Source organism: Streptomyces sp. (assembly GCF_050698815.1).
Taxonomy (GTDB): Bacteria; Actinomycetota; Actinomycetes; order Streptomycetales; family Streptomycetaceae; genus Streptomyces.
Genome location: NZ_JBOHCV010000505.1, coordinates 1 through 12930 on the forward strand (window position 1 = coordinate 1; position 12930 = coordinate 12930).

9 protein-coding genes are annotated in these 12930 nt (G+C 70.4%); 5 read left to right on the forward strand and 4 right to left on the reverse strand.

Annotation, left to right across the window (positions count from 1 at the left end):
• Nucleotides 1-52: 52 nt before the first annotated feature.
• Nucleotides 53-997 carry a heme o synthase gene (locus ACRDP3_RS18095; protein WP_431518004.1) on the reverse strand — a complete coding sequence of 315 codons (945 nt, stop codon included), beginning with the start codon at nt 995-997 and terminating at the stop codon, nt 53-55.
• Between the two features lie 371 nt (nt 998-1368).
• On the opposite strand from ACRDP3_RS18095, the gene tkt reads away from it, so the two are divergent.
• The 5 genes from tkt to pgl are packed head-to-tail and all read left to right on the forward strand — an operon-like array spanning nt 1369 to nt 8067.
• Nucleotides 1369-3456 (forward strand): transketolase, encoded by a 2088-nt coding sequence (gene tkt, locus ACRDP3_RS18100; protein WP_431518005.1) that lies wholly within the window; start codon nt 1369-1371, stop codon nt 3454-3456.
• A 60-nt stretch (nt 3457-3516) separates the two neighbouring features.
• Complete coding sequence (gene tal, locus ACRDP3_RS18105) at nt 3517-4659, forward strand: transaldolase (protein WP_431518006.1); 1143 nt, start codon at nt 3517-3519, stop codon at nt 4657-4659.
• A 5-nt stretch (nt 4660-4664) separates the two neighbouring features.
• Nucleotides 4665-6191, forward strand: a complete 1527-nt coding sequence (gene zwf, locus ACRDP3_RS18110) for a glucose-6-phosphate dehydrogenase (RefSeq protein WP_431518007.1) — start codon at nt 4665-4667, stop codon at nt 6189-6191.
• On the forward strand, nt 6188-7285 hold the full coding sequence (opcA, locus tag ACRDP3_RS18115; protein ID WP_431518008.1) for a glucose-6-phosphate dehydrogenase assembly protein OpcA: 1098 nt from the start codon (nt 6188-6190) through the stop codon (nt 7283-7285). The genes zwf and opcA overlap by 4 nt, the downstream gene beginning before the upstream one ends.
• Nucleotides 7282-8067 (forward strand): 6-phosphogluconolactonase, encoded by a 786-nt coding sequence (pgl, locus tag ACRDP3_RS18120; RefSeq protein WP_431518009.1) that lies wholly within the window; start codon nt 7282-7284, stop codon nt 8065-8067. The genes opcA and pgl overlap by 4 nt, the downstream gene beginning before the upstream one ends.
• Nucleotides 8068-8191: 124 nt before the next feature.
• On the opposite strand, the gene ACRDP3_RS18125 is transcribed toward pgl, so the two are convergent.
• The 3 genes from ACRDP3_RS18125 to pglZ form a co-directional block, all read right to left on the reverse strand.
• Nucleotides 8192-10327 (reverse strand): DEAD/DEAH box helicase, encoded by a 2136-nt coding sequence (locus ACRDP3_RS18125; protein WP_431518010.1) that lies wholly within the window; start codon nt 10325-10327, stop codon nt 8192-8194.
• On the reverse strand, nt 10324-11655 hold the full coding sequence (gene brxD, locus ACRDP3_RS18130) for a BREX system ATP-binding protein BrxD (protein WP_431518011.1): 1332 nt from the start codon (nt 11653-11655) through the stop codon (nt 10324-10326). The genes ACRDP3_RS18125 and brxD overlap by 4 nt, the downstream gene beginning before the upstream one ends.
• On the reverse strand, nt 11652-12930 hold a 1279-nt coding region (gene pglZ / locus ACRDP3_RS18135), incomplete at its 5' end, for a BREX-2 system phosphatase PglZ (protein WP_431518012.1). The genes pglZ and brxD, both read right to left, overlap by 4 nt.

The following is a 12930-nucleotide window of genomic DNA, read 5'->3' on the forward strand; positions in this document are numbered from 1 at the left end:
GGTCGGAACGTCACCGTTCCGACCGGAGCCGGGGCCCTCGCGCAGGTACGTGCTACCTCAGGAAGGGGTCGACGGCGACCGCCACGAACACCAGCGAGACGTACGTGATCGACCAGTGGAAGAGCCGCATCTCCTTCAGCTTGCCGCCCGTCGCCCCGGACTTCGCCCGTGCCAGCAGGGCGTGCGCCTCCCAGAGCCACCAGCCGCCCGCCACCAGGGCGACGACCGGGTAGAACCAGCCGACGTACCCCATCGGCCACAGCAGCAGCGACACCCCGACCATCAGCCAGCTGTAGAGCACGATCTGCCGGGCCACGACGGAGTTGGTGGCGACGACCGGCAGCATCGGTACGCCGACCCGCTCGTAGTCGTCCTTGACCTTCATCGACAGCGGCCAGTAATGCGGCGGCGTCCAGAAGAAGATGACGAGGAAGAGGATGACGGCGGCCCAGCTGACCTCGTTGGTCACCGAGGACCAGCCGATGAGGACGGGCATGCAGCCCGCGATGCCGCCCCAGACGATGTTCTGCGCGGTGCGGCGCTTGAGCAGCATCGTGTAGACGAGGACGTAGAAGAGCAGCGCGCCCAGGGACAGCGCCGCCGAGAGCCAGTTGACGAGCAGGCCGAACCACAGCGTGGAGACCAGGGTCAGGCCGAGGCCGAAGACCAGGCACTCGCGCGGGCTGACGATTCCGGTGACCAGCGGGCGGTTCTCGGTGCGGTGCATCAGTGCGTCGATGTCGCGGTCGAGATACATGTTCAGCGCGTTGGCGCCACCCGCCGAGAGGTAGCCGCCGACGCAGGTGGCCAGCACCAGCCAGAGGTCGGGCACACCCCGCGCGGCCAGGAACATCACCGGAATGGTGGTGATGAGCAGCAGTTCGATGATGCGGGGCTTGGTCAGTGCGACGAACGCCCCGACTCGGGCGCCGAACGACCGGTCCACGGTGCCGTCGTTCTCGAGCACCCCCGCGGGACGGGATCCGACGGCCGTCACGAACACCTCTGATCGACTCAAGAAAAGCGAGCGTCCTGCGGTGCAGACCCCGTGAAGCTCGCGCGTACCACGCCACTTTAGACGCCGCCGCGAATGCGCCTCCGTGCGGGGGTCTCCCATCCGGGTCACCGCTCGAACGGCCGGTACGACGACCGCATCGCGCGGGTTCCCGCGCAGTCCGGCACCCGCGCGGGTACCCGGGCAGGTGCCGGACGGAATGACCCGTGTCCTGTTTCCGGTTGCCCTGAGTGCCGGGTGACCATAGTGCGAGCACTCGAAAGGGTGCGCGGAGTGCAGGGGTACCCTCGACACCGCCCGGTGAGCCCCAACGGCACCGGCCACCGATATCCGGAGAGGAGCCCTGACGCAGGGTGAGCACCAAGCCGACCACCTCAGACCTCGAGTGGACCGATCTGGACGAGCGGGCTGTCGACACCGTCCGAGTCCTGGCCATGGATTCCGTGCAGAAGGTCGGCAACGGCCACCCCGGCACGGCCATGGCTCTTGCCCCCGCGGCCTACCTGGTCTTCCAGAAGCTGATGCGGCACGACCCCTCCGACCCGGACTGGTCGGGGCGTGACCGCTTCGTCCTGTCCGTGGGCCACTCCAGCCTGACGCTCTACATCCAGCTCTACCTTGCCGGATACGGCTTGGAGCTGGACGACCTGAAGACCTTCCGGACCTGGGGCAGCAAGACTCCGGGCCACCCCGAGCACGGGCACACGGTCGGCGTCGAGACGACGACCGGACCGCTGGGCCAGGGCGTGGCGAACGCCGTGGGTATGGCGATGGCGGCGCGCTACGAGCGCGGCCTGTTCGACCCGGACACCGCGGCCGGCGAGTCCCCCTTCGACCACACCATCTGGGCTTTCGCGAGCGACGGCGACCTGCAGGAGGGCGTGTCGTCCGAGGCGTCCTCGCTGGCGGGCCACCAGAAGCTGGGCAATCTGGTCGTGATGTGGGACGACAACCACATCTCCATCGAGGGCGACACCGAGACCGCCTTCTCCGAGGACACCGTCGCGCGGTACGAGTCCTACGGCTGGCACGTCCAGCGCGTCGACTCGCTGCCCAACGGCGACCTGGACCCCAAGAGTCTGTACCAGGCGTTCAAGGCGGCCAAGGCCGAGACCGAACGCCCCTCGTTCATCGCGGTCCGCTCCATCATCGCCTGGCCGGCCCCGAACGCCCAGAACACCGGCGCCTCGCACGGTTCCGCACTGGGCGAGGAGGAGGTCGCCGAGACCAAGAAGGTCCTCGGCTTCGACCCGCAGCAGCACTTCCACGTCGATGCCGAGGTACTGGAGCACGTGCGCAAGGCGTGGGACCGCGGCCGCGAGGCGCGCGACGTCTGGGACAAGCGGTTCGCCCAGTGGCGTTCGGCCAACCCCCAGCACGCCGCGGAGTTCGACCGCATCCGCGCGGGTGAACTTCCGGACGGCTGGGAGAAGGAGCTGCCGAGCTTCGAGGCGGGCGGTTCGGTGGCCACCCGTAAGGCGTCCGGTGCGGTGCTGGCGGCGCTCGGCCCGAAGATCCCCGAGCTGTGGGGCGGCTCGGCCGACCTCGCGGGCTCCAACAACACCTCCTTCGACAAGAGTTCCTTCCTGCCGAAGGGCAATCCGCTGCCCGGAGCCGACCCGCACGGCCGTACGGTGCACTTCGGCATCCGCGAGCACTCCATGGGCGCGACCATGAACGGGATCGCGCTGCACGGCAACACCCGTGTCTACGGCGGTACGTTCCTCACCTTCTCCGACTACATGCGCCCCGCGGTCCGGCTCGCGGCGTTGATGCACGCACCGGTGACGTACGTGTGGACGCACGACTCCATCGGTCTGGGTGAGGACGGTCCGACCCACCAGCCGGTCGAACACCTGCCGGCGCTGCGCGCCATCCCGGGTCTCAACATCGTCCGCCCGGCGGACGCGAACGAGACCTCTGTGGTGTGGGGCGAGGTGCTGCGCCGCCACAGCGAGAAGCCCGCACCGCACGGCCTGGCGCTGACCCGGCAGAACGTACCCACCTACGAGGCGCACCAGGACGCCGCCAAGGGCGGCTACGTGCTGTTCGAGGCCGAGGGCGGCGAGCCGCAGCTCATCCTGATCGGCACCGGTTCGGAGGTCCAGCTGGCCGTGGAGGCGCGTGAGCAGCTGCAGGCGGAGGGTGTGCGTACGCGTGTCGTCTCGATGCCGTGCGTGGAGTGGTTCGATGAGCAGGACGAGGCCTACCGGGACAGCGTGCTGCTGCCGACCGTACGGGCGCGGGTCGCGGTCGAGGCGGCGGTCGGCCTGACCTGGCACCGGTTCGTCGGCGACGTCGGCCGGATCGTCTCCCTGGAGCACTACGGCGCGTCCGCCGACTACAAGACGCTCTACCGCGAGTTCGGCCTCACCGCCGAAGCCGTTGCCACGGCCGCCCGGGAATCACTCGACGCCGTCCACCGAGCCGCCGCCCGATAACCCCAGCCAGCCCCTCTACCCACAGCTGTGCAGCTACGACAAGCAGGAGATGCAATTCCCATGACAGACGCACTCAAGCGCCTCTCCGACGAGGGCGTCGCGATCTGGCTGGATGACCTGTCTCGCCAGCGGATCACGTCGGGCAACCTCGGCGAACTCATCGATGAGCAGCACGTGGTGGGCGTCACCACGAATCCGACGATCTTCCAGAAGGCCATTTCCGCCGTCGACGGCTACGACCAGCAGGTGGCGGACCTGGCCAGTCGCGGCATCACCGTCGAAGAGGCCCTCCGCATGATCACGACCGCCGACGTGCGGGACGCCGCGGACATCCTCCGCCCCGTCTTCGACGCCACCGGCGGCACGGACGGCCGGGTCTCCATCGAGGTCGACCCGGGCAAGGCGCACAACACCCAGGCGACCATCGCCGAGGCCCGTCAGCTGGCCTGGCTGGTGGACCGGCCCAACACCTTCATCAAGATCCCGGCCACCAAGGCGGGGCTGCCCGCGATCACCGAGACCATCGGCAGGGGGATCAGCGTCAACGTCACCCTGATCTTCTCGCTGGAGCGGTACCGCGAGGTCATGGACGCCTTCCAGGCCGGCCTGGAGAAGGCCAAAGCCCTCGGCATGGACCTCTCGCAGATCCACTCCGTGGCGTCCTTCTTCGTCTCCCGGGTCGACACCGAGATCGACAAGCGCCTCGACGCCCTCGGCAGCGACGAGGCCAAGGCCCTGAAGAGCAAGTCGGCCATCGCCAACGCCCGGCTCGCCTACCAGGCGTACGAGGAGGTCTTCGGCTCCGTCGACAACGCGGTGCAGGCACCCGGGCGCTGGCAGGCCCTGGAGCGTGCGGGCGCCAACACGCAGCGCCCGCTGTGGGCCTCCACCGGCGTCAAGGACCCCTCCCTGCCCGACACCCTCTACGTCACCGAGCTGGTCGCGCCGAACACGGTCAACACCATGCCGGAGGCCACCCTCAGGGCCACCGAGGACCACGGAGCGATCGGCGGCGACACGGTGCGCGGCAACTACGCGGACGCGCAGGCCGTACTGGACGCCGTCGGCAAGCTCGGGATCTCCTACGACGACGTCGTGCGGGTGCTGGAGGAGGAGGGCGTCGAGAAGTTCGAGAAGTCCTGGGACGACCTGCTGGCTTCCACCGAGGCGGAACTCAAGCGCCTCACGCCGAAGGAGGCGTAAGCGAGTTGAGCAGCGCAGCCAATCCGCTGCGTGACGCACTGGACCGGCGGCTCCCGCGCATCGCGGGGCCGTCGGGGCTGGTCATCTTCGGCGTCACGGGTGATTTGTCACGTAAAAAGCTGATGCCTGCGGTGTACGACCTCGCCAACCGCGGCCTGCTCCCGCCGGGCTTCTCCCTCGTGGGCTTCGCCCGCCGGGACTGGGCGCACGAGGACTTCGCCCAGGTCGTGCACGACTCGGTCAAGGAGCACTCCCGCACCCCGTTCCGCGAGGAGGTCTGGCAGCAGCTCTCCGAGGGCATGCGGTTCGTGTCCGGCGTCTTCGACGACGACACGGCGTTCGAGACCCTGAAGTCCACCATCGAGGAACTGGACAAGTCCCGCGGCACGGGCGGAAACTTCGCCTTCTACCTCTCCGTACCGCCGAAGTTCTTCCCCACCGTCGTCTCCCAGCTGAAGAAGCACGGCCTCTCGGAGGGCGGCGAGGACTCCTGGCGCCGCGCCGTGATCGAGAAGCCGTTCGGGCACGACCTGCGCAGCGCGCAGGAGCTGAACGCGGTCGTGCACGGGGTCTTCAAGCCCGACCAGGTCTTCCGCATCGACCACTACCTGGGCAAGGAGACGGTTCAGAACATCCTGGCGTTGCGGTTCGCCAACACCATGTTCGAACCGCTGTGGAACCGCAGTTACGTCGACCACGTGCAGATCACCATGGCCGAGGACATCGGCATCGGCGGCCGGGCGGGCTACTACGACGGCATCGGCTCGGCCCGCGACGTCATCCAGAACCACCTGCTCCAGCTGCTCGCCCTCACCGCCATGGAGGAGCCCGCCTCCTTCGGCGCGAAGGCCCTGGTCACCGAGAAGCTGAAGGTGCTGCACGCGGTGCGGCTGCCGCGCGAGCTGGGCAAGCACACGGTGCGCGGCCAGTACGCAGCGGGCTGGCAGGGCGGCGAGAAGGTCCACGGCTACCTCGAGGAAGAGGGCATCGACCCGAAGTCGAACACCGACACCTACGCGGCGATGCGGCTGGAGATCGACAACCGGCGCTGGGCGGGCGTCCCCTTCTATCTCCGTACGGGCAAGCGCCTCGGCCGGCGCGTCACCGAGATCGCGGTGGTCTTCCAGCGCGCCCCGCACTCCCCCTTCGACGCCACCGACACCCAGGAACTGGGCCAGAACGCCCTGGTCATCCGCGTGCAGCCGGACGAGGGCATCACCATCCGATTCGGCTCGAAGGTGCCCGGCACACAGATGGAGATCCGGGACGTGACGATGGACTTCGCCTACGGGGAGTCATTCACCGAGTCCAGCCCGGAGGCCTACGAGCGCCTGCTGCTCGATGTCCTGCTCGGCGACGCGAACCTCTTCCCGCGCCACCAGGAGGTCGAGCGGTCCTGGGAGATCCTCGACCCCGTCGAGCGGTACTGGGACAAGCACGGCAAGCCCGAGCAGTACCAGGCCGGAACCTGGGGTCCCCAGGCCGCCGACGAGATGCTCGCACGCGACGGACGGAGCTGGCGCCGGCCATGAACATCGACCTCACGGACACCACGTCCAGCCAGATCAACACCACCCTGGTGAAGGCGCGCCGGTCGATCGGCTCGCCGGCTGTCGGCATGGTGCTCACCCTCGTCATCGTCACCGACGAGGGCAACCACTACGACGCCCTCAGGTCGGCCAGCCAGGCCTCCAAGGAGCACCCCTCGCGCATCCTCGTGGTGGTGCCCCGGCCCGGCCGTTCACCCCGCGACCGGGCAACGGCCCGGCTCGACGCCGAGGTGCGGGTCGGCAGCGACGCGGGCACCGGCGAGACCGTACTGCTGCGGCTGCACGGCGAACTCGCCACGCACGCCCACAGCGTCGTGCTGCCGCTGCTGCTGCCGGACGCCCCCGTGGTCGTCTGGTGGCCCGAGGACGCGCCCGAGCGTCCCTCGGAGGACAAGCTCGGCGCCCTGGGTCAGCGCCGGATCACCGACGCGGCGTCGTCCGAAGACCCGGTCGCCTGTCTCGGGCTGCGCGGGGAGACCTACGCGCCCGGTGACACCGACCTGTCCTGGACCCGGCTTACCCCTTGGCGGAGCGTCCTCGCGGCGGGCCTGGACCAGCAGTCCTCGAAGGTACGCAGCGCGGTGGTCGAGGGCGAGGGCTTCAACCCCTCGGCCGAACTGCTGGCGCTGTGGCTGGCGCAGCGGCTGCACGTACCGGTGGAGCGGACGGTCAGCGACGGACCCGGCATCACAGCCGTACGGATGCAGACCGCCCACGGCGAGATCTGCCTGGACCGGGCGAACGGTTCGCTCGCCGAGCTGGCCGTGCCGGGCCAGCCGGACCGTCACGTGGCACTGCACCGCCGCGGCACGGCGGAGCTGATCGCCGAGGAGCTTCGGCGGCTCGACCCGGATGAGGCGTACGCGGCGGCCGTGCAGTACGGCGTCGGCAGGCTTGGAGGCACTCCCCCCGGCTCCGCCGGAGGGACCCCCACCCGGCCGAAGGCTGGGGGAGGGCCGCAGCCGGACCTGACAGCCGCGGAGCAGCCGGAGAAGACGACGGCGAAGCAGTCGCCCCCGAAGAAGGCGGCCAAGAAGGCGACCGGCGGGACGACGAGCAGGGCGACGAAGAAGTGAGCGGCACCCGCGAGGTGTTCGTGCACCGCGACAAGGACGAGATGGCGCGGGCGACCGCTGCCCGCCTCATCACCCGCATCGTCGACGCCCAGGCCGCCCGCGGCAGCGCCTCGGTGGTGCTGACGGGCGGCCGCAACGGCAACGGTGTGCTGGCGGCACTGGCCTCCTCCGCGGACCGGGACGCCATCGACTGGTCACGGCTCGATCTGTGGTGGGGCGACGAGCGGTTCCTGCCGGAGGGCGATCCCGAACGCAACGTCACCCAGGCGCGCGACGCACTGCTGGACGCGGTACCGCTCGACGCGGCCCGTGTGCACGCGATGGCGCCCTCCGACGGCGTGTACGGCGACGACGTGGAGGCCGCGGCGGAGGCGTACGCGGCCGAACTCGCCGTCGCGTCCCGGCCGGCGGACCACGCCGCCGTCCCCGCCTTCGACGCGCTGCTCCTGGGCGTCGGCCCGGACACCCACGTCGCCTCGCTCTTTCCCGGCCACGCCGGCCTACGGGAGACCGATCGCACCGTCGTGGGCGTGCGGGGCGCGCCGAAACCGCCGCCCACCCGGATCTCGCTCACGCTTCCCGCGATCCGTGCCGCCCGCGAGGTGTGGCTGCTGGCGGCGGGCGAGGACAAGGCGGAAGCGGCGGAGATCACTCTTTCGGGTGCCGGCGGGATCGAGACGCCCGCGGCGGGCGCGTACGGCACGGAGCGCACCCTGTGGCTGCTGGACACGGCGGCTGCGGTCCGCCTCCCGCACGACCTGTACCCCCCGGCGTCTCCCTGACCGCTGAACCACGGTGCCGCCTCCCGGCTCCCGCGCGACCTGTACTCTCCCGGCTGCCTGGCAGGGAGTGGGGCTTGTGTGCTCGCCAACGGCAGCGTGGACCTCGTCAGGAAGATCAGGCGGCTCAGATCCCGACCAGAAACTCCGTCGGCTCTCCCAGCACGGCCCGCGCCCCCTCCACATCGGAGAACCGGGCCGCGAGGGTCGCCTCGGCGAGTCGAGGCGGCAGTGCTTCGGCGAACTTCAGCCCCTTCACGGCCTGCGCGTCGACTTCGGGCAGGCACAGCTGCCCTGCGGCGTCGGCGACGGCCTGCTTCCAGGCCCGGGTCTCGACGTCCTCCCTCATACGGATCCAGCAGCCGTTGATCCTCTGCGCCGGGACGGCGACGGAGCCGAGGGAAGCGGCGAGCGTGGCGTTGGCCCGGTGACCGGCCCAGGTCCACCAGCGCGTGTGGCCGCTCCCGCGGGTGAGGAGCGTTCCACCGGGACGGACGGATTCCTTCAAGTGGTCCCGGGCATCGGCGAGGGAGACCACGGCCCGCTTGGTGAGGTTCACAGGCGGGTCGGTGCCGAGCAGCACCTGTCGCACCGCCCGGGTCAGCTCGAACGAGGTCACCCGTACGAAGCCGAGGCCGCCCCACTTCGCTTTGCCTCCGCTGTCCGTCGGCTCGACGTAACAGCGCTTGCGGCGCCAGTCGGTGTAGGTGACCAGCCAGCTCCGCCCCGCGAGCAGCAGCTTCCGCGGGCCCTCGATCTCCTGCGTGAGCAGGTCCGGGTCCGTCCTGCCGATCTCCGTACGGCCGTGGAAGACCGTGAACTGCGGCGGAGCGGTGAAGACTGCGGTGAGGCCCATGAAGTGCCGGTGCCCGAAGCGGCGTTCCGCCTCGGGCCCGACGAAGAGCATGCCGCCGTCGCGGTCCAGGTACCCCTCGTCCACAAGGTGCCGCACGATCGGCTCGGCGGGCCGGCCGAACGGGCCCAGGCCGTTCCACCACTCGCGCCACAGCTGGTCACCGACCTGGTGTTCCTGCAGGCAGAGCGCGATGAGCTGCTGAGCGACGATGTGCCGCGGTTCGGGAGGAGCTTCGACTGGTTCAACCCACCCCCGCGACCACAGGAGGAGCATTCCCGCCGCCGCGAGCAGCCCGTCCTCGGACAGGGCGAGGAAGAGGCAGTTGCGCGTGCTGCCCTCGCGACGTCCCGTCCTGCCGAGCCGCTGCAGGAAGGACGCAACGCTGCCCGGGGCGTCGATCTGGATGACGCGGTCCAGGTCGCCGACGTCGATGCCGAGTTCCAACGTGCTGGTGGAAACGATGACGCAGTCCCGGGCTTCGGCGAACGCCTGCTCCGCACGCCGTCGTTCGTCCACCGACAGCGACGCGTGGGACAGGAAGGTGGTGACCCCTGAGAGACGCAGCTTCTCGCCGAGTTCTTCCACCAGCCGCCGTGACTCGCAGAAGACGAGTCGCTTCTCCCCTCGGTGGAGGGAGGAGATGACCGTGGCCGCGTTGTCCACCGAGCCCACGTAGTCGAGCTGCACGTCGCCGGGCGGTGGGCCTGCGGACTCTCCCGCCGGGCGTGGGCGGTCGGCGACTCCGTCGAGGTGCGGCGCGACGACTCGGGCGGAGCGCCGGCCGGCTCCCGAGCCCTGAAGCCATCGGAGAAGCTCGGTGGGGTTGCCCACCGTGGCGGACAGTCCCACCCGTTGCAGTGGCCGTCCCACGATGCTCTGGAGTCGTTCGAGGACGGCAAGCAGGTGCCAGCCGCGGTCGTCACCGGCGAAGGCGTGCACTTCGTCGACGACAATGCTGCGCAGGCCCGAGAAGAAGGACTTGTGGTCGGCTTTCGCACTGACGAGTATCGCTTCGAGCGACTCGGGTGTGGTGAGCAGGATGTCGGGTCGCTCGGCGAGGATCTTCTTACGGCCGCCCGCGGTGACGTCACCGTGCCACAGGGCCGCCGTCCGGCCCAGCCATCCCGTGTACGTCTCCAGGCGCGGCAGCAGGTTGTTGAGCAGTGCTTTCAGCGGGCACACGTACAGCACCGACGTGCCCTGCCAGCTGCCCGAGGTCATCGCGGAGAGCAGCGGAAACGCGGCGGCCTCGGTCTTCCCTCCCGCAGTCGGGGCGAGAAGGATCGCGTCCTCTCCCGCCGTGAGCGGCTCGATCGCCTCTTCCTGCAGGGGGCGCAGTGAGCGCCAGCCCAGGGAGTTGACGATGTGGTGGGTGAGGACGGGGTCCAGAGCGTCGACGGCGTTCACGGCAGGTCCAGCGGAATGTCGCCCGCGTCCGCGGCTGCCGCGTTGCGCTCCACCTCGTTCAGCTCCGCGCTCGAGACGGTGAGGCCGTAGTGGAGACGAGGGTCGAAGTCCTCGAACTCGTCGACCCGGTCCAAGACGTCGGCGACGAGTTTGCGCAGGAAAAGCCGCGGGGCGACGCCGACGTTCCCGCCCAGTCCCCCGGTGACCGCGTGGGCCAGCTCACCGAGGTACGCGTCGTCGATGCGGGCGGTGATCCGGTCCGGGTTCCGTGCCGCACCCGCGTACAGGTCGCGGACGGTGCGTCCCAGCTCACCCAGTCGTGGCAGGTCGAAGCCGCTCAGGCGCAGCTGCACGGCGCGCGGGGAGTCGAAGCGCGGGTCCGTGGTGAAGTCGGTGGCGAGACGCTGGGCGAGGGGCGGGAGCCGCTGTGCGCCCTGTTGTCCGTCGTAGAAGGCGGGCGTTGCGGTGATCACCAGGAAGAGTCCGGGGAAGCGTCCGGTGTCGATCTCGTCGAGCAGCTGCCGCAGGGCGTTGAGGCCCTTCTCCCGTACGTCGCCCCGGACCCGCTGCAGGGTCTCGATCTCGTCGAGGACGACGAGCAGCCCGGGATGCCCGCAGTCCCGCAGCACTGTCAGCAGCCCCTGGAGGAACCCCATCGCCCCGAAGTGGTCGAGGTTCCCGCGGACTCCGGCCGCCCGCCGGGCGGAGGCGGCCACCGACTTCTGGCCGCCCAGCCATGCGATGAGCGCCTCGGCGGTGGCGGCGTCACCGCAGGCGCGGGCCGTTCGGTAGCCGCGCAGGGCTGCCGCGAAGGCGGGCGTGGTGCGGGCCACGTCGGCGAGGCGCTGCTCCATGAGGTCGTCGACGGCCACGGCGAGTGCCTTGTCGTCGTCGTCCGCCACCTCACCGGCGTCGAGGATCTCCTCCTCCAGCGTGTAGAACCACGAATCGGTCACAGCGCGCAGGGCGCTGGGCCGGTGGGTGGCGGTGGCGAGGCGTTCGGTGAGCCTGCGGTAGACCGTCTCCAGCCGGTGCAGCGGTGTCTCGGTCTCGGAGATCTGCACCTCGGTCGTGGCCAGGCCCGCCCGCTTGGCGCGTTCGGCGAGCCACCGGGCGAAGAAGGTCTTACCGGAGCCGTATTCGCCACGGATGGCGTGGAACGCCGATCCTCCCCGGGCGATGGTGGCGATGTCCTCGTCGAGCGCTGCGGTGAAGCGGTCGAGTCCCACCGCGAACAGGTCGAGCCCGGCCTGCGGGACGGTGCCGCGTCGCAGGGCGTCCACCACCTCGCGGCGGCGGGCCGCGCTGACTTCGGTCGGGGCGTTCACGGCCGCTCCGTTCCGAACTGCTCTTCCAGCAGCGGCACGTTGAGTTCGACGGTCCGCCCTCCGTCGACCAGGTTGATCACGCCGTAGCCCTCGACGTTGAGCAGCCGCTGCACCACGGTGACGAAGATCTCCGCGTTCCGCTGCGACCTGCCGGTCGCCACGGCGGCAGCCGCTGCGACCGCGTCCGGAGTGAGCCTGCCGCCGGCCTCGGCAAGCGCGTCGATGACGGCGGCGACCGCCTTGGCGTCCGGCGCGCGCCGCACGAAGACCTTCTGCGTCCGGTAGCGCTGCGAGCCGACGACGCTGCCGCCGAGCGTCGATGTCCGAGGCACCACTTCAGCCGGGTTGAACAGCCCCTCACCGGCCTGCGTCCTGGCCCGGCGGCGGGGCCTGCGGACCGTGGTGTCCTCGGCCTCGGCGGTCGTGGTGCCGGCGCGGGACCGCCACCACGACGGCACGGCCTGCTCCTCCGGCAGCACCACCCATCCGGGGGGCATCAGGTCCTGAGAGGGCACCAGCGTGATCACCGGTACGGTGACCTCGGCCATCGATGCTCCGCCGTGGTATCCGGCCTTGCGCGGCGTGTACCGGATGTCCTCGCGCCACGGCACCACGATGGTGCCGCCGCCCTCCCGCACCCGCGGGCCGCTGAGTTCGACCTCGCCCTCCCCCGCCGGGCCGCCGGTACGCCAACGGGCACTGCGCGCTCCGGTGGCCTTCACGGGGCCCTGTCCCTGCGGCGAACGGTCGGTGACATGTCCGTGGTCGGAGACGAGGATCACCGGACGGCCGTACCCGCGGGCCGCGTTGAGCAGATCGAGCAGGTGACTGATGTCCGCCAGCCGCCAGCTGGAGCGCTCACCCTCCTGGCCGTGGTCCAGCGCGTCGTCGATGGTGTTGAGCACGACGCCGACGACATCGTGCCCGGCGAGGGCTTCGAGCAGCTCGGGGGCGAGCCGGTGTCCCTCGTCGCCTGCGATCCGGCCCTTGTGGAAGAGCTTTCCGGTGCGCCTGCGCTGCTGCCAGAACGTCGCGAACCCGCTGCTCTCCACCGCCTGTTTACCGCTGGTGGGTGCGCCGCAGAGCAGCGAGGCCCGGCTGATGGTGGTGACGGACGGCAGCATGGAGACGGCGGCCTGCCGTCGCGGAGCCACGGCCAGAGGGCCGGGCGGTGCGGGCACGATCTCCGTCCACACCCGGCGGTCGATCTCGTCGCCGAGCTGGGCGGCCACGGCGGCGCTCATCCCGTCCAGCACGAGCACGAGCGGGCTCTTC

Bases quoted from the DNA above. Each gene is read 5' to 3' on its own strand.
- tal (WP_431518006.1), top strand. From the start codon at position 3,517: ATGACAGACGCACTCAAGCGCCTCTCCGACGAGGGCGTCGCGATCTGG.
- opcA (WP_431518008.1), top strand. From the start codon at position 6,188: ATGAACATCGACCTCACGGACACCACGTCCAGCCAGATCAACACCACC.